Source organism: Flavobacterium gillisiae (assembly GCF_900107635.1).
GTDB lineage: Bacteria > Bacteroidota > Bacteroidia > Flavobacteriales > Flavobacteriaceae > Flavobacterium > Flavobacterium gillisiae.
Genome location: NZ_FNRD01000001.1, coordinates 673,910 through 692,853 on the forward strand (window position 1 = coordinate 673,910; position 18,944 = coordinate 692,853).

Below are 18,944 nucleotides of genomic sequence, written 5' to 3' on the forward strand. Positions count from 1 at the left end.
ATATATAAAGATGAAAGTTACTATTGTAGGAGCAGGAAATGTAGGAGCAACTTGTGCAGACGTAATTTCTTATAGAGGAATTGCAAGTGAAGTAGTATTATTAGATATTAAAGAAGGTTTTGCCGAAGGTAAAGCGTTAGATATTATGCAATGTGCTACAAATACAGGATTTAATACCAGAGTTTCTGGTGTTACTAATGATTATTCTAAAACCGCTGATAGTAGTGTGGTAGTTATTACTTCTGGGATTCCTAGAAAACCAGGAATGACTCGTGAAGAATTGATAGGAATTAATGCAGGAATCGTAAAAACGGTTGTTGAAAATGTACTAGTTCATTCACCAAATGCTATCATAGTAGTGGTTTCAAATCCAATGGATACCATGACATATTTGGCTTTGAAGTCGACTGGATTACCAAAAAATAGAATTATAGGAATGGGTGGAGCTCTTGATAGCTCTCGTTTTAGAACGTACTTGTCAATGGCTTTGGGAAAACCAGCTAATGATATTTCTGCAATGGTTATAGGAGGACATGGTGATACTACAATGATTCCTTTGACGCGCTTAGCATCTTACAATGGAATTCCAGTTTCTCAATTTCTTTCAGAAGAGGCTTTGGAAAAAGTAGCTGCTGATACTATGGTTGGAGGAGCTACGCTTACAGGTCTTTTAGGAACGTCAGCTTGGTATGCGCCAGGAGCATCAGTTGCTTATTTGGTGGATAGTATTTTGAATGACCAAAAGAAAATGATTGCTTGTTCTGTTTTTGTTGAAGGGGAATACGAGCAAAATGATATTTGCATCGGTGTACCTTGTATAATCGGTAAAAATGGTGTGGAAGAAATTATTGAAATTGAGTTGAATGATAAGGAAAAGGCCGTGTTTGCTAAAAGTGCAGTTGCCGTTCGAGCAATGAACGATGCGCTTAAATCGATTTTAGCCTAATTAATATCTTATATAATAAAGAAGACTGCACTTTAGCAGTCTTTTTTTTGAGATTAATTAATAAATAAATTGGTTAATCTTAACCTTAATTATATATTTGCTCGGTTAAAAAAAAATAATATAATTCTTGATTTTCTTTTTTAGGATCGAAATCGTGGTCAAGGGTTCTTTTATAAGGGTTGAAAATAAACAAATAAATATAAAATAATTAATTTTTAGTAATAATGCAGAATAAAGGACTTATTAAATTTTTCGCAATTCTATTTGCATTGGTGAGTATTTACCAACTTTCTTTCACTTTTGTCGCAAGCAAAGTAAAAAATGATGCCAAAGCTTATGCTGCTGGTAATTCTGAAAAAGAAACAAAATATTTGGATTCCATAGGTAAGGAAAGCGTATTTAACCTTGGATTTACAAATTTCACCTTCAATGAAGTAAGTGATAAGCAAATCAATAAAGGTCTTGACTTAGAAGGAGGTATTAATGTAATACTTCAAATCTCTGTTAAAGATATATTGAAAGGATTATCTAATAATTCTAAAAACCCTGTGTTTAACAAGTCTTTAGCAGATGCTACAGCTGATTTAGAGGGGAACAAATCTTATTTAGATAAGTTTTTTGATGCTTTTGCTGCAAATTCAAAAGGAACTGTAAAATTAGCTTCGCCAGATATTTTTGCAAACAGAAGTTTGCAAGGAGAAGGTGGAGTAGATTTTCAAATGACTGACGCAGAAGTTGAAAAGGTAATCAAAAGAAAAGTTGACGAATCTGTAGAAAGTGCTTTTGGAGTACTTAGAAAAAGAATTGATAAATTTGGAGTTACTCAACCTAACATTCAAAAATTAGGAGAGTCTGGAAGAATCCTTGTTGAGCTTCCTGGTGCTAAAGATGTAGATAGAATTAAAAAATTATTGCAAAGTACTGCTCAATTAGAGTTCTGGGAAACGTACAAAATTGAAGAAATGGGTAATTTTTTAATGGCTGCAAATGAGGCATTGAAAAAAACCGAAATTACTACAGTGGAGTCTAAACCAGTTGTTAAAGATTCTTTGAGTGCTTTATTAGCAGATGGGAAAGATTCAGCTGTTTCTAAAAAAGGAAACAACCCTTTACTTGACAAAATTATTGCTCAAGGTGGTGGACCAGTTTTAGGTCTTTTCTCTCCAAAAGACACTGCAACAGTAAATGGGTATTTTAAAAGACAACATGTTAAAAATTTATTAGCTGCAGATCAACGTTATGCGAAATTTGTTTGGGGAAAACTTACAACAATAAAAGACGCTAAAGATAAAGATATTGAAGCAGTAGAATTATATGCTTTGAAAGGTAACAGAGACAATATCGCTGCGATGAGCGGTGGAGTTGTAACTGACGCTAAAGATTCATTTGACCAGTTAGGAAAGCCTTCTGTTTCTATGCAAATGAACGGACAAGGCGCAAAAGCTTGGGAAGAATTGACAGGTAGAGCATACACACAAAAAAGCAATATCGCGATAGTTCTTGATGATATCGTATATTCTGCTCCAGGTGTATCTAGCGGACCTATTTCAGGTGGTAGATCTGAAATCTCTGGATCGTTTGACGTTACAGAAACTAAAGATTTAGCTAACGTACTAAGAGCTGGTAAACTTCCTGCATCTGCTGATATAGTTCAGTCAGAAGTAGTAGGGCCATCCTTAGGTCAAGAAGCTATCGATAATGGTACAAACTCTGCTATTGTAGGTTTGCTTTTAGTATCCCTTTGGATGATGGTTTATTATGGTAAAGCGGGTTGGTATGCTAATATTGCATTGGCAGTTAACTTACTATTCCTTTTTGGAATCCTTGCAAGTTTAGGAGCAGTTCTTACATTGCCTGGTATTGCAGGTATCGTTTTGACAATGGGTACGGCAGTAGATGCTAATATTATTATCTATGAAAGAGCCAAAGAAGAATTACGTGATGGTAAATCACTGGATGAAGCAGTAAAATCTTCTTATAGTTGGACAGGAGCAATGCGATCTATTGTTGATGCAAATGTTACGCACATCTTAATTGGTGCTGTATTGTTTATTTTTGGTTCTGGACCAATAAAAGGTTTTGCAACTACATTGTTAATTGGTATTGTAACATCATTGTTTACTTCAATCTTTATTGCAAGAATCTTTATCGATAAAAACATTGGTAAAAAAGCTGATTTGACTTTCGTAACTAATTTCTCTAAAAACTTTTTTACAAATTTCAATTTTGATTTCTTAAAAGTTAAAAAATGGGCTTATTTGTTTTCAGCAATTGTAGTGGTTGTGAGCGTTATATCATTGGCAACAAATAAATTGGATCAAGGTGTTGATTTTGTTGGAGGAAGAACATTTCAAGTGCGTTTTGAAAAACCAGTTGAAGCGGGAATCGTAAAAGAAGAACTTACTAAAGTATTTGGTAGTGCTGAAGTAAAAATATTTGGTAATGATAATCAATTGAAAATCACAACTAAATATAAAGTAGAAGAGCATGGTGTAGAGGCTGATCAAGAGGTAAATAAATTGTTGTTTGAAAGTTTAAAACAACATTTCTCTGCAGATTTAACATATGATAAATTTGTAAATGCATACGCAGGTAAACAATACGGTGTTGTACAAGCATCGAAAGTAGGGCCTACTGTAGCTGAGGATATTAAAACTAATGCATACTGGGCAGTTTTAGGAGCAATGCTAATTGTATTCTTGTATTTGTTAATCAGTTTTAGAAAATGGCAATATGGTTTAGGTGCAATCGCAGCTGTAGCGCATGATGTTATATTTGTATTAGGGATTTATTCTTTATGCTACAAGTTTATGCCTTTCGGTATGGAGATTGACCAACATTTTATCGCGGCGATCCTTACTGTTATTGGATATTCAATGAATGATACTGTAATTGTATTTGACAGGGTTCGTGAATTCTTAGACGGTAACACTAAAGGTACTTTTTCTGAAATCGTAAATAAATCAATTAATTCAACAATGTCAAGAACAATCAATACTTCGTTAACGATGATTGGTGTATTGGCGATAATGTTTGTATTTGGAGGAGAATCTATTGGAGGATTTATCTTTGCAATGCTTATCGGTATTATTGTTGGAACATATTCTTCGTTATTTATTGCAACCCCAGTATTGGTAGATACAATCTCTAGAGAAGATAAAAAATTAATTGAAAAACAACATCAAGAAAGTTAGTAGTTGTTTTTATATAACTTTAAAAGACCCAACGTAAGTTGGGTCTTTTTTTTTTGACTTTTAATTAGTTTTTTTTGATTCAATTTAATAGCGTTAATGTAGCGAAACCAATTTTAGATTGTCTTTCTAACAGTGTTTGCTCTGTAATGAGGGAACGCTTAAACAAAATGGTTTTCGAAAGTTTTTTTGCGTTTTAAAATAGAATTTCATTAGGTACTGTGTATAAATTTTATAATATTTTAGCTAAAGTCTGACTGATTTATGCCGTGTTTCTAATGCAAGCTTGTAGAAGGTGAATTTTGATTTTGATACTCTTAATTGAAGGTTGTGTTCTGATGTTTAATGAGGATTTTATCACTGTGCTTCTATTGTGATTTTTCGTTTTTGTAAGAAATACAGGGAGTATTCGCTGTTGTATCCCAATTACTCCTGACAATAAGTAGTTTTTTAATTTTATTAAAGTCTCAATTTTTATATATTTACTAAATATTGATTTAAAAGACTATTTTATTTTTGATTTAAATTAAACCTTAAAGTATAATGAAAAAAAAGCACAGGTCATTTCTTTATCTTTTATTAGTAGTATGTTTATCCAATATTGCGCTTCATGCACATAGTGCTTCTGAAATGGAGACTTTAAGGCACGGTATAAGTGTATTGGCTACTCCTCCGCCAACTCCAACTCCACAATTTCTATATTATTGTTTAAATGAGTCTGCAGTTCCTTTGTCCGCAACAGCTTCTACAGGTGGAACATTAAGATGGTATGGTAATGATGCCACCGGAGGTACTTTTTCAACCAATGCTCCCACGCCATCTACAAGTACACCAGCAACAGGAGGTAGTCCAATTATATTTTATGTGACACAAGAAATTGGTGGAGTTGAAAGTTCTCCTAGGACAGCAATATATGTATATGTTAATCAAAAATTGGATTTGTACTGTCAAACAGTAACGCCAAATTCGATCAAGTTCGATTTTTCAAATACTGGACAGGCAAGTTATACTTATAGCTACAGTATTTCAGGAGGCACGCCAGTAACAGGAACACATACGTCTCCTTCTAATTTTACTGTTACAGGTCTGTCTGAAGGACAAACAGTAGAATTTACTCTTACTGCAATGGGAGCAAAAACTTGCGTAACTCCAGAGGTTTATTCTTGCAAAACAACTTGTGTAAATAATTCAAATCCTAATTTTGCCCAAATTGCTCCTATTTGCTCTGGAGATCCTGCTCCTGTATTAGCAAATACATCGCCAAATGGGATTACAGGAACCTGGTCTCCCGCAACGGTTAGTAACACCGCAAGCGGTAGTTACGTATTTACTCCAAATCCTACTGCATTTCCATGTGCCACCACACAAACGCTTCCCGTAGTCATAACGCCAAGAGCAACACCAACTTTTACAACCATTCCGACCACCGTTTGTCAGAATGCTACGGCACCTGTTCTTCCTTTAAATTCTAACAATACGCCATCAATATCAGGAACTTGGAGTCCTAGCACAGTTAATACTTCAGTTTTAGGACCCGTTACCTATACTTTTACAGCTAATGCAGGGCAATGTGTAGTTGCAACAAAAACGACTGCTACAATAACAGTTCAAGCAAATGTTGCTCCTAATTTTGCTTCAATTGGTGCTATCTGCACCGGAAATCCAGTGCCGGTTTTAGCTACTGCTTCACCTAATGGAATTACAGGTACATGGGCACCTGCAGTCATAAATAATACCACAAGCAGTTCCTATGTTTTTACACCTACTGCCGGTCAATGTGCTACTAAGCAAACTCTTCCTGTTACAATTACACCTAGGACAGTTCCTAATTTTCCTGCTATAGCTTCTTTTTGTGAAGGAACGACAGCGCCTATTTTAGACAATAACGTGGCTTCTCCAAATGGAGTATCAGGAACCTGGGCACCAGCTACAATTAGTAATACGGCAAGCGGAAGTTATGTCTTCACCCCTAATGCGAATCAATGCGCCACAAACCAAACATTGAATGTTACTGTTAACCCTCGAATTAGTCCTGGATTTAACTCTTTTTCAATTTGTTCAGGTAGCGTTCCTCCTGTCTTACAAACGACATCTCCTAACGGAATTAAAGGGACTTGGTCTCCAGCTATAGTTAATAACATGAATACTGGTTCGTATATTTTTACGCCAGACTCAAATCAATGTGCTAACCCAGAAACTATAGTTGTCACCGTAATACCATCTAACACTTTAACAGACTTTCAGTGGACCGTTACTGAGGCTTTTGCCGAAAATCAAGTGGTAACTATAATAGCGATAGGATCAGGTGGTAAGTATCTATATCGATTGGATGACGGGCCATTTCAAGAGAGTCCTATATTTGAATATGTTTCCTCGGGATATCATACGGTTACCGTTATCGATGAAGGTGGGTGTAGTCTGCCAATAGTAAGAACAAACATTCTTGTGATTGGGTATCCAAAGTACTTTACCCCTAATGCAGATGGTTATAATGACAGATGGAATATATTTGAGCTACAAGATGACGTGGGTTCTAAGATTCACATATTTGACCGATATGGTAAATTACTAAAAGAGATTACGCCAGACGGTATAGGTTGGGACGGTACTTATAACGGCCGTCCAATGCCAGGAAATGATTATTGGTTCGTTGTCGAATATAGAGAAAATGACATACTTAAGAAATTTAAATCTCACTTCTCGTTAAAGAGATAAGATAAAAAAAGCTTCCTAATTTGGAAGCTTTTTTTTATGGTATATTCGAAATTTACTTTAAAATTATGACTTATATCTTTACCGGTTTTTCCGCTGTAAAAATAAAATATAGCCCGATAAGAATAAATGGGATACTTAGCCATTGACCTGTAGAAAGTAATCCTAAGGAGCTTTCAAATCCACCTTGACTTTCTTTCACAAATTCTACAACGATACGTACGGAAAATAATAGTGCTAGAAAAAGTCCGAATAAAAATCCAGATTTTTGTCTGGCTTCTGTTTTCCAATACAAGAAAAATAATATCGCAAAAACAAAAACATAACAAAATGCTTCATACAATTGAGCTGGGTGTCTGGCAGGAACTTGTTCTAGTAAATTAGCAAACTGTGGATTAGTTGCAATCGCTTGATAAGCTTCATTTGGAGTTGGTATTTGTGTTGCATTTACGGCATCTCTAGGACTAAATTGATCACGTATAAATTTTATTCCAAAAGGGGAACTTGTCTGTTTTCCTATAATTTCAGAATTGAAAAAATTACCCAACCTTACAAAAATAGCACCACTCGCAACTGCAATTACCACTCGGTCTAAAATCCAAAGCAGCGGTCTTTGTAGTACTTTTTTACTAAAGTAATACATTGCGATAATAATTGAGATCGCAGCACCATGACTTGCTAGCCCTTGAAATCCTGTAAATTCCCAACCAGAAATAAAGCCAAATAATTCACCATTAATATTTTCTCTAATTGGTAAAAGAATTTCGATTAAATGATTACGAAAATATTCCCAGTCGTAAAAAAATACGTGACCTAAACGGGCTCCTAGTAAGGTAGCAAGAACAGTCCATATAAAAAGAGAATCTAGTTTCTCAATGGATTCGCCTTCGCGTTCAAATATGTTTTTCATGATGTACCAACCCAGTCCAAATGCAATTACAAACATTAGACTGTAGAAACGGATTATAAAAAAACCTAAATCAATACCTTCTGATGGGTTCCAAACTATGTTTAAAGCGTGTGTCATTATTTTTTATTTGATGTAAAAATACATTTTTTGTTTTGAGTTTCAATAGTATATTGAAGTTATGCCTTATTTTCTTGTGCTATTTAAGAGGCAAATTGCACAATTTTAACTTAAGGATTGTCTTGGTGATTGCACTTTTTTTTAGGAACTGGGTCATAGCCAGTTTTACCCCAAGGGTGACAACTTAAAATTCGTTTAACACCTAGAAATCCGCCATAAAACAAACCGTGAACTTGCAATGCTTCAATCATATAAGAAGAGCAAGTGGGAGCAAATCGGCAGGTTGCTGGCATAAGTGGTGAAAGCACAACTTGATAGAAGCGAACTAATACTATAAAAGGAAATATGAGAATTTTTGAAATCATATTTTAGATATTTAGTATTTTAATTTTTTAGTTAATCACTAAAAAAGGATCATTAAACACTAAAAGTAGTTCCTTCTTTACCATCTTTCAATTGGATTCCGTAGGCAATCAACTGATCTCTTATTTGGTCAGAAAGTTTAAAGTTTTTATCTGCTCTAGCTTGATTTCTCATTCCTATAAGCATGTTTACAACTGCTTCCAGTTTATCATTATTACCGTCTGCTATTTTTTCATCTTCTAGTCCCAATACATCAAATATAAAGGCATTCATTGTAGAAGATAAGTTTTCTAAATCAACTGCATTTAAGGTTTCTTTACCATCATTTAATAGATTGATAAAACGAACTCCTTCAAATAATTGTGCTATTAAAATAGGTGAATTAAAATCATCATTCATAGCGTCGTAGCAGGATTGTTTCCAGCTAGCAATATCCAGTGTACTGCTTGCGCTTGCGCTTATCTGTTTTAAAGTAGCTAAGGCTTCCATCAATCTTTTATATCCTTTTTCGGCTGCAACAATCGCATCGTCAGAAAAATCAAGGATGCTTCTGTAATGTGCTTGTAACATAAAGAATCGAGCTACCGAAGCTGGAAAGGCTTTACTTAAGATCGAGTTTTCTCCCGTTAAGATTTCTCTTGGTAAAATATTATTTCCGGTCGACTTAGCCATTTTTTTACCGTTCAAAGTCAGCATATTGGCGTGCATCCAGTAATTAACAGGCGTTTGACCGGTACAAGCTTCGTTTTGAGCGATTTCACATTCATGATGAGGGAATTTTAAATCCATTCCGCCACCGTGAATATCAAAATGATTTCCTAGGTATTTTGTACTCATGGCTGTACATTCTAGATGCCAACCAGGAAAACCTTCGCTCCATGGAGAAGGCCAGCGCATGATATGCTGTGGTTCGGCTTTTTTCCAAAGTGCAAAATCCTGTGGATTTCTTTTGTCAGTTTGTCCATCAAGATCACGGGTATTAGCAAGCATGTCTTCAATATTTCGACCGCTTAATCTACCGTAATGATTGGTTTCATTGAATTTAACGACATCAAAATAGACAGAGCCATTCGCTTCATATCCAATTCCTTTATCGATAATTGTTTTTATAATCTCAATTTGTTCAATAAGATGCCCCGTAGCCGTAGGCTCGATACTTGGAGGTAAAAAATTAAAAGCCTTCAAAATTTCATGAAAGTCAACAGTGTAACGTTGTACCACTTCCATCGGCTCTAATTGCTCTAAACGTGCTTTTTTTGCAATTTTATCCTCTCCATCTTCTGCATCGTCCACAATATGTCCTACATCAGTAATATTTCGTACATAGCGCACTTTATAACCCAGATGCAGTAAGTACCTGAATATAATGTCAAATGACATAAAAGTCCGCACGTTTCCAAGGTGTACATTGCTGTAAACCGTTGGCCCGCATACATACATACCTATGCTGCCTTCATGAATAGGTACGAATGTTTCTTTCTCTCCTGAAAGAGAATTGTATATTTTTAACTTCTGGGTAGTATATAAAGGCATGTTTGTTTTTTTAGGAGCTGTTTCCTGCTTTCCGCTTCAATCTTTTTATTTTTAAGAAAAAATAAAAAGGATTTCCACTGCAATCAGGGCTAAGGAATTGTGGGTAAATAAGAAATAAATTACTTTAGAACTTTGTTTCTAATTTAATATAATCCAAAAACTCTCTACGAGCTTGAGGTTCTTTAAATTTTCCGCCAAATTCAGAAGTGACTGTGCTACTTTCGATGTCACTGATTCCTCTTGAATTTACACAAAGATGTTTTGCATCAATAACGCAGGCAACGTCTTTTGTACCTAGAGCATTTTGTAATTCCTGAACGATTTGCATTGTTAAGCGCTCTTGCACCTGTGGTCTTTTAGAATAGTACTCAACTATTCTATTCATTTTTGAAAGGCCAATTACAGTTCCATTAGAGATATAAGCAACATGTGCTCTTCCTATAATCGGTAATAAATGGTGCTCACAAGTAGAGTAAACGATAATGTTTTTTTCAACTAACATTTCGCCGTATTTGTAATTATTGTCGAATGTAGATGCTTTTGGTTTTCTTGCAGGATTCAATCCTCCAAAAATTTCTTTTACAAACATTTTAGCAACACGATTAGGTGTGCCTTTAATGCTGTCATCAGTCAAGTCCATCCCAAGTGTAAGTAGGATACTTTCAACATCTTTTTTTATGCTTTCTATTTTTTCGTCATCAGTAATATCAAAAGCGTCTTCTCGTAAAGGGTTTGTTGCGCATGAACCAATATGATTATCTCCTATTTCGTCATGAATTTCTTCATTATGTTTCATTAAAAGCTACTATTATAGTGGGTGTATATATTTAAGGCGTAAAGATAATTAATAAATACTAAAGAATTTCCATCCCTTTTAATAATTAATGATCGCTTTAACATTGTGATTGTGTAAAGGACTTTTTACGGTTTTGTATTAAAAACAAACGGCAATAACTTTATGGGTTATTGCCGTTGTAGTATATTGCTTTAATTATGAGAGTTATATCGCTATTTTTATAGTGATGTAGTATCTTTTATTGTCAAATTGTAGTGCTAATTACTTTGCATTATAAACGACAATTGCTTCTTTAAGTATTTGTACTGCTTTAATTAATTCTTCTTTCTTTAATACATAAGCAATTCTAACTTGGTTTAAACCTACTCCAGGAGTAGAGTAAAACCCAGCTGCTGGTGCAACCATTACCGTTTCTCCATCAAGATCGTAACTTTCGAGAAGCCATCTTGCAAAATCATCAGCATTTTCAATAGGAAGTTCAGCAATACAATAGAAAGCTCCTTTTGGAGTCGCTACTTTTGCACCTTCAATTTTATGAAGTTCTGCGATAAGTGTATCTCTACGTTCTCGATACTCTGAGATTACTTCATCAAAATAACTTTGAGGAGTGTCAAGAGCGGCTTCACTAGCTACTTGAGCAAATGTTGGCGGACTTAATCTTGCTTGTGCAAATTTCATTGCAGCAGCCATTAATTCTTTGTTTTTTGAAACAATGCAACCAATTCTTGCACCACACATACTGTATCTTTTGGATACAGAGTCAATCATGATAGCGTTTTCTTCCAGTCCAGGAATGTTCATTACAGAATAATGAATATCTCCATCATAAGTAAACTCTCTGTAAACTTCATCAGCGATTAAAAACAGATCGTGTTTTTTTACTAAGTCAGCAAGCTGCATCATTTCCTCTTTTGAATACAAATAACCTGTTGGGTTTCCTGGATTACAAATAAGGATTGCTTTTGTTTTTGGTGTAATTAGTTTTTCAAAATCAGCGATTGGAGGAAGTGCAAAACCAGTGTCAATTGATGAAATAACTGGAACTACATTAACTCCTGATGCAGTAGAAAAACCATTATAGTTAGCGTAAAATGGTTCAGGGATGATGATCTCATCTCCCGGATCCATAGTGCTACCCATTGCAAAAAGCAAAGCTTCTGATCCACCTGTTGTAATGATGATGTCCTCAAAATTGATAGGTAATCCTTGATTTTTATAGAATTGAGATAGTTTCGTTCTGTAGCTTTCAAATCCGGCTGAATGGCTGTATTCTAATACTTTAATATCAAAATTCTTAACCGCATTCATAGCCACCTCAGGTGTCTTAATGTCCGGTTGTCCGATATTCAAGTGATATACTTTGTTTCCCTTTTTCTTTGCAATTTCAGAAAATGGAACTAATTTACGTATTGGAGATTCAGGCATTTGTGTACCCTTGTTCGATATTTTTGGCATGATAGTAATTGTTGAAATGCAAATTTGCGATTTTTTTTTTGAACTAAATAAGCTATCTAGCCTATTTATTGTTAAATGTGCAATATTCTTTAGTTTTTTCAGTAAATTTATAGAAATGTTACTCTATGAAAAAACAGATCTTATTTTTTCTCCTTTTCATATACGCCCTCACTATTTCGGCACAGGGTGGATTTCGATTTAAAAAAGAGGTTAAGAAAATAAGTATTCCTTTTAAATTAATTAATAACCTAGTGTTTATTCCCATAAATGTCAACGGCGTAGAGTTGACTTTTTTAGTTGATTCTGGAGTAAAAGAGACTATCCTGTTTAGTTTAGAAGAGGAAAGTGACCTCAATCTTAAAAATATTCAAAAAATCACTTTACGGGGTTTAGGTAGTGAAGAGGCTATTGACGGTTTAAAATCTGAGGGAAATTTATTGGAGGTTAAAGGAATGGAATCCCGCAATCATCTTTTATATGTTATCGTCGATAAGGATTTTAGTCTGTCCTCACACATTGGAATTCCAGTAAATGGAATCATCGGGTCTCCTTTCTTTAAGAATAATTTACTCGAAATTAATTACGAAAAAAGAAAAGTTATTTTTTATCAAGACAGTAGGAGAAACAGTAAAAGGATAGAAAGAAGATATAAAAAAGTTCCTATTACTATTGAAAAATCAAAACCATATCTAAATGCTAATGTTGTTATTGATTCCAGTAGGTTTGCCGCAAAATTGCTTGTAGATGTTGGAAACAGTGATGCGATTTGGCTTTTTCAAAATGTTTCCGATAAAATACATGTTCCTACAATTAATTTTGATGATTATTTAGGTAAAGGTTTTAGCGGTGATGTAGAAGGAAAAAGAGCGCGAATTGCTGAATTTTTTATTTCAGACTTTAAATTTTTCAAACCTATAATAGCTTTTCCAGATTCCAGTTCGATAAAGCATGTAACCATGGTTCCTGATCGGGTGGGTTCGGTTGGAGGAGAAATTTTAAGGAGATTCTCAGTCATTTTTGACTACCCAAATGAATTTTTGTATTTAAGGAAGAATAGACATTATGCTGCTCCATTTGTTTACAATAAAAGTGGAATTGAAATAAGGCATTCTGGCGTGCAATGGATTCAGGAGACAGTGCAGTTGCAAGCTTTTCCAATAAAGGTAGACCATCTGGATACCAGTAGGGAAAGAAGTGCTACTAATTTAAAATACAAGTTTCAATTAAAGCCTATTTTTGAAATAGCCAATATTAGAAAAAATTCGCCGGCTGAAAATAGTGGCTTACAAAAAGGAGATGTGATTATTTCCATAAATAGAAATCCTGCCTATAAATATTCGCTACAGCAAATCAATTCACTCTTAAGATCAGAAGAGGACAAATGGATAACCATAGAAATAGAAAGAGAGAAGCAAAAGCTTAAATTTAGATTCCAACTTATTGATATTTTGTAAAACGAAAAACGTTCCTTGAAATAATTATCAAGGAACGTTTTAATTTTTTTAAGGTGACTAATACTAATTAGCGATTACATCTCCTTTAATTTTTAAAGGAACTCTACCTTCGTCATAATTGACAGCATTAGATTCTACCGTAATCGTTTTTCTGATAGGCCCTACAGCCATGTTATACTTCACTTCAATCTTACTTGATTTTCCAGGTAAAATAGTATCTGTTTGTTTAGATAGGATAGTAGAACTAGCAGTAGATTGAACAGAATATATAATTAGTGGGGTAGTACCAGTATTTGTAAATTCAAATACTCGAACACCATTATCTTTTCCTTTAGTTATGGTTCCGTAATCAATAGTGTTGTTTTCCGCTTTGAATTCAATTTTAGCCCCGTTCTGCGAAAATCCAATACTTGTAAAGAATATGACCGCTATTATTGTTGCTATTTTTTTCATAAGATTTTTTTTATAGATAAAAAGTAAATTTAGTTTCTTTTAATTAACCCACAAATTTTTATTTCTCTTTTTATAGTGTACTTAATTATTTACTTTTGTTCCCTATATGAATTACAAATATCAGACCAAAGTTTAATTTTGGTTTTAACAGTTGCTTTTTATGACAATTCCCGCACAATTTGACGCCAAGACTATTGAAGATAAATGGTATGACTACTGGATGAAAAATAATTATTTTCACTCTGAGCCAGACCACAGAACGCCATATACCATTGTAATCCCTCCTCCAAATGTTACTGGAGTTTTACACATGGGACACATGTTAAACAATACGATTCAAGATGTCTTGATCAGAAGAGCACGTCTAAAGGGCTTTAATGCTTGCTGGGTTCCTGGTACGGATCATGCTTCTATTGCTACCGAAGCTAAGGTTGTTGCTAAACTGAAAGCAGAGGGAATTAATAAATCGGATTTAACTCGTGAGGAATTTTTGAAACACGCTTACGATTGGACTGACAAATATGGTGGCGTAATTCTAGAGCAGTTAAAAAAACTAGGAGCTTCATGTGACTGGGAACGTACTAAGTTTACTATGGATCCTGATATGTCAGCATCTGTAATTCGTTCTTTTGTTGATTTATATAACAAAGGACTAATTTATCGTGGGTACCGAATGGTAAACTGGGATCCCGAAGCGAAGACGACTTTATCTGATGAAGAAGTTATTTTTGAAGAAAGACAAGGGAAATTATATTTCATACAATATAAAATTGAAGGAAGTGAAGATTTCTTAACGATTGCTACGACACGTCCAGAAACAATTTTTGGAGACAGCGCTATTTGTATTAACCCAAATGACGAACGTTTTGCTCATTTAAAAGGGAAGAAAGCGATTGTGCCTATTTGTGGTCGTGTGATTCCTATTATTGAAGATGAATATGTAGATATCGAATTTGGGACAGGATGTTTAAAAGTGACTCCTGCTCACGATATGAATGATAAAACTCTTGGAGAAAAACACAACTTAGAAATTATTGATATCTTCAATGAAGATGCAACAATGAATAGTTTTGGTTTGCATTACCAAGGAAAAGACCGTTTTGTAGTTCGTGAAGAAGTTGCATTAGAATTAGAAACAATTGGTGCACTTACAAAAACAGAAATACACTTGAATAAAGTAGGGACTTCTGAAAGAACCAAAGCAGTTATCGAACCAAGATTATCAGATCAATGGTTCTTAAAAATGGAAGATTTAGTAAAACCAGCAATACAATCTGTATTAGTGGACGGAGATATTAAATTGCATCCTAAACGTTTTGAGAATACTTACGCTCATTGGTTGAACAATATTCGCGATTGGAATATATCTCGTCAATTGTGGTGGGGACAACAAATTCCGGCTTATTTCTACGGAGATGGAAAGGAAGATTTTGTAGTTGCTGAAAATATAGAAGACGCTTTGGCTTTAGCCAAAGAAAAGACTAAGAACTCTGGACTAAAAACGGAGGACTTAAAACAAGATGTTGATGCATTAGATACTTGGTTTTCATCTTGGCTGTGGCCAATGTCGGTTTTTGGTGGAATAATGGATCCTGAAAGTGAAGATTTTAAATATTATTATCCAACGAATGATTTAGTTACTGGACCGGATATTTTATTCTTTTGGGTAGCGAGAATGATCATTGCGGGATATGAGTATACGGGTAAAAAACCATTTACTAATGTTTATTTAACTGGATTAGTTCGTGATAAGCAAAGACGTAAAATGTCTAAATCATTAGGTAACTCACCAGATCCACTAGATTTGATTGAGAAATTTGGTGCTGATGGAGTTCGTGTAGGTTTGCTTTTGAGCGCTTCTGCAGGGAATGATATTATGTTTGATGAAGAATTATGCAACCAAGGAAAAGGGTTTACTAATAAAATTTGGAATGCTTTCAAACTGATAAAAGGATGGGAAGTATCTGATACTATTCCGCAGCCAGAATCTTCAAAAGTGGCTATTGAATGGTATGAAGCGAAGTTGCAACAAACCCTTTTGGAAATCGAAGACAATTTCGAAAAATACAGAATATCAGAAGCTTTAATGGGAACTTACAAATTAGTTTGGGATGATTTCTGTTCTTGGTTCTTAGAAATGATAAAACCGGCTTACCAACAGCCTATTGACAGCGTAACTTTTGCGAAAGCAATAGAAATGCTTGAAAATAATCTAAAAGTATTGCATCCGTTTATGCCATTCTTGACTGAGGAAATCTGGCAGATATTAGCAGAGAGAACTCCCGAAGAAGCATTAATTGTTTCAACATGGCCAGAATTAAAGCCTTTCGATGCTGCTCTAATTGCTGGTTTTGAAAATGCTGCAGAAGTGATTTCTGGAATTAGAACCATTCGTAAAGACAAGAATATTCCTTTCAAAGACGCGATTGAATTAAAAGCGATTAATAACGATTCAGCTTCTACTTATTTTGATTCGGTTGTGACCAAATTAGGAAACATTACAGCATTAGAATATGTTTCTGAAAAAGTGGATGGTGCTTTATCGTTTAGAGTAAAATCGAATGAATATTTTATTCCGATTACTGGAAACATCAACGTAGAAGAAGAAATTGCAAAATTAACTACGGAATTAAATTATACAAAAGGCTTCCTGAAATCAGTACAAGGAAAATTGTCTAATGAAAAATTTGTAAATGGAGCTCCTGAGAAAGTTTTGGCAAATGAAAGACAAAAAGAAGCAGATGCTTTAGCTAAAATTGAAACAATCGAGCAAAGTTTAGCTGGATTGAAATAAGAGATTAGTCTTTTTAAAATAGTAAAATCCCAATGCTGATCATTTTTTCAGGATTGGGATTTTTTATTTTTATTTCAAATTCAATCACTATTTTTGAGTATAATTTAGGATTAATTTTAACCTTATTTTAAATGTTTTTTTTTAACTATTTCTTTTCTAAAAAATCATTAACCAGAGAATAGTAATCTTCTCCATAATATTTCATGAAATCTCCATTTGGTTTGAGAATGAAAAAAGCTTTACAGTTTTCATGGAGGGTAAATACATTATTGTAAAAAAAACCTGTATCTAAAATGAAATTTTCTTGACGTAAATCTTTAACGAAAGTATCTGCTGCATAAACAAAAAAGTCGGCAGCATTATACTTTTTACTTATTTCATTAGATAGACGAATACCATTTTCGCTAACTAACAAGTCATTCTTCTTGCTATGTCCTTCTGTAATACAGTTTGGCGCTTTTTGACTATAATTTATCAAAATTGCTTTGTCTTTAGATAATACCGTATTTAGTTCCTTTGCTAGTACAGTTGTTATTTTGGCGTACTGACTTTCATCTAATTTACCTACTAATGTTTTTGTACTAGCGATATATTCCTCATTGTATTTAGTATTAATAATAGAGTTTCTATTTGTTGTTTTTTGAGAAACACATGAAGTAACAGTGAATGTTACAGTAATGTAAAATAAATGTTTTAAAGAAAAGATCATCAGCTGTTATTTGAATTTGTTTTTTTGAAAAGTAGTAATTAGCTAGTATTGCGTCTTGTTTTTTATCACTTATGAAGGTTTGCTTTCCCTGTGAGTGAAAATGAATTAATTTGCTATACAGCACTGAATAAATTATTTACATATTCAAATATAGTATTTATTTTACAAATAAATCGATGAGTCAGAAACAAAGAGGATAGGTCTAATTTTCTAAAATTTAAGCAATCGAGCTGTGTTTAGCAGGATTGAAATAAGTCAATTATTAACATAAAAACAACCCCAAAATTGAAATTCAATATTGGGGTTTTCTATATAAATAAGTTTTAAATTTAATAGTAAGTGTATTTTTTTTCTCCAAAAGGAGGCCTAATAGGACTTGAAAAATAAGTGTTAATTTGTTCTATTGGAAAACCATCAGAGTTATAATTGTATTTATAGGTGTCTGATTCATTACGAATGACGTTGTTGACGTTATTTAAGTCTTGAATGTTGAAATGTCGATTAAAATTATTTGTAAACGAACCCGTGAAAAATAATTTATCGAATCCTATTATGTTGGTGTATTTATTAGGGCTCGTGTCATACTCATGTATTATGGTTGATGAAATCATTCCGTCAGTATTGAATTTTTCTCTTTTTACAATGTTCCCATCTTTAAAATAAATTTTCATTTTAGGGTATGGCGCAACTAACTGCCAATTATTGAGAGAATAAGAATAGATACCAATATCTACGGTATTATCAGGCTGATAAGTATAAACTAACTTATTTTGATTCATGGCCGGAAAAATTGTTCCGCTATTCGTGTCTTTATAAATTACCGTTTTTAACTTGTTATTCTCATATGTATATTCAGTGCTCACAATAAGCTGGTCATTGATGTATCCGTCTTCTTTTGTAATGTAATCTCCAGTATAGGTATAACTGATTTTATAAACTCCAATATAAAGATTACTTGTAACCTGGATGATTTTGTACCCGTTATAAGTGAATGCTGTTGTTAAACCATTTGTAGTATTTATCACTTCAATTGTTTTGAGTAGTGGTTTACTATTTTGTTTAATCGGTATATCAGTTTCGTCTGTTGAACACGAAGTGATAGTGAGCAATAAAAGTCCAAGTAGAATTATTATCTTTTTCACTTAATTTTTGTTTTAGAAAAGTGTGGCTAAATTTTATTCAATCATTAAAGGCATGAATTTACGGTAAACGAAACTACAATAGACAAAGATATGATAAAACAGATTTTAATAGTTTCGTTAATTTAAATTTTGAGAATAGTTTTATGTTTATATAATACCATTTGCACAATCTATTATATTACTTAAATCAGTATTTAATTAAAATTGTAAAACGTTAAATTTGTAGAAGGAACTCTAGAGAATGCTTTGTTAGAAGTAAAGAGCGCAAGTGTTTTTAATCTAAACTTTTAAGTACAGTGAAATGAAGACTTTTTATCGACGAACGACATCGCCATTGTATTTCAAAGGGTATTTTTCCCTTTAAACGAT

Annotated in this window: 13 protein-coding genes; 5 read left to right on the top strand and 8 right to left on the bottom strand. The window is 33.7% G+C overall.

What is annotated here, in order from left to right:
- Positions 1-10 precede the first annotated feature (10 nt).
- The 3 genes from mdh to BLV35_RS03085 all read left to right on the top strand — a co-directional run bounded on the left by mdh (position 11) and on the right by BLV35_RS03085 (position 6,852).
- On the top strand, positions 11-946 hold the full coding sequence (mdh, locus tag BLV35_RS03075; protein ID WP_091084520.1) for a malate dehydrogenase: 936 nt from the start codon (positions 11-13) through the stop codon (positions 944-946).
- 224 nt (positions 947-1,170) lie between these two features.
- Positions 1,171-4,140 carry a protein translocase subunit SecDF gene (gene secDF / locus BLV35_RS03080; protein ID WP_091084523.1) on the top strand — a complete coding sequence of 990 codons (2,970 nt, stop codon included), beginning with the start codon at positions 1,171-1,173 and terminating at the stop codon, positions 4,138-4,140.
- 540 nt (positions 4,141-4,680) lie between these two features.
- Entirely contained in the window at positions 4,681-6,852 is a 2,172-nt protein-coding gene (locus BLV35_RS03085) for a T9SS type B sorting domain-containing protein (protein WP_091084526.1), read from the top strand.
- A gap of 70 nt (positions 6,853-6,922) precedes the next feature.
- On the opposite strand, the gene lgt is transcribed toward BLV35_RS03085, so the two are convergent.
- The 5 genes from lgt to BLV35_RS03110 all read right to left on the bottom strand — a co-directional run bounded on the left by lgt (position 6,923) and on the right by BLV35_RS03110 (position 12,023).
- The gene (lgt, locus tag BLV35_RS03090) at positions 6,923-7,876 is read right to left on the bottom strand and encodes a prolipoprotein diacylglyceryl transferase (protein ID WP_091084528.1); all 954 of its coding nucleotides are present in this window, start codon (positions 7,874-7,876) and stop codon (positions 6,923-6,925) included.
- Positions 7,877-7,986: 110 nt separating this feature from the next.
- The gene (yidD, locus tag BLV35_RS03095; RefSeq protein ID WP_091084531.1) at positions 7,987-8,241 is read right to left on the bottom strand and encodes a membrane protein insertion efficiency factor YidD; all 255 of its coding nucleotides are present in this window, start codon (positions 8,239-8,241) and stop codon (positions 7,987-7,989) included.
- A 52-nt stretch (positions 8,242-8,293) separates the two neighbouring features.
- Complete coding sequence (gene cysS, locus BLV35_RS03100; RefSeq protein ID WP_091084532.1) at positions 8,294-9,772, bottom strand: cysteine--tRNA ligase; 1,479 nt, start codon at positions 9,770-9,772, stop codon at positions 8,294-8,296.
- Positions 9,773-9,896: 124 nt separating this feature from the next.
- Positions 9,897-10,568, bottom strand: coding sequence for a GTP cyclohydrolase I FolE (gene folE / locus BLV35_RS03105; protein ID WP_091084535.1), 672 nt, complete (start codon positions 10,566-10,568; stop codon positions 9,897-9,899).
- A 261-nt stretch (positions 10,569-10,829) separates the two neighbouring features.
- Complete coding sequence (locus BLV35_RS03110; protein ID WP_091084539.1) at positions 10,830-12,023, bottom strand: pyridoxal phosphate-dependent aminotransferase; 1,194 nt, start codon at positions 12,021-12,023, stop codon at positions 10,830-10,832.
- 125 nt (positions 12,024-12,148) lie between these two features.
- On the opposite strand from BLV35_RS03110, the gene BLV35_RS03115 reads away from it, so the two are divergent.
- Positions 12,149-13,477 (top strand): PDZ domain-containing protein, encoded by a 1,329-nt coding sequence (locus BLV35_RS03115; RefSeq protein WP_091084542.1) that lies wholly within the window; start codon positions 12,149-12,151, stop codon positions 13,475-13,477.
- A gap of 63 nt (positions 13,478-13,540) precedes the next feature.
- Here BLV35_RS03115 and BLV35_RS03120 read toward each other — a convergent pair whose 3' ends face one another.
- Positions 13,541-13,930 (bottom strand): DUF1573 domain-containing protein, encoded by a 390-nt coding sequence (locus BLV35_RS03120; protein ID WP_091084545.1) that lies wholly within the window; start codon positions 13,928-13,930, stop codon positions 13,541-13,543.
- 160 nt (positions 13,931-14,090) lie between these two features.
- Here BLV35_RS03120 and BLV35_RS03125 point away from each other — a divergent pair, with 160 nt between their 5' ends.
- Positions 14,091-16,724 (top strand): valine--tRNA ligase, encoded by a 2,634-nt coding sequence (locus BLV35_RS03125; protein WP_091084548.1) that lies wholly within the window; start codon positions 14,091-14,093, stop codon positions 16,722-16,724.
- Positions 16,725-16,869: 145 nt separating this feature from the next.
- Here the strand turns inward: BLV35_RS03125 and BLV35_RS03130 are convergent, their stop codons facing one another.
- Positions 16,870-17,433 carry a hypothetical protein gene (locus BLV35_RS03130; RefSeq protein ID WP_091084551.1) on the bottom strand — a complete coding sequence of 188 codons (564 nt, stop codon included), beginning with the start codon at positions 17,431-17,433 and terminating at the stop codon, positions 16,870-16,872.
- Positions 17,434-17,762: 329 nt separating this feature from the next.
- A complete protein-coding gene (locus tag BLV35_RS03135; RefSeq protein WP_091084553.1) occupies positions 17,763-18,575 on the bottom strand; it encodes a hypothetical protein in 813 nt (270 codons plus the stop codon).
- Positions 18,576-18,944: the final 369 nt, after the last annotated feature.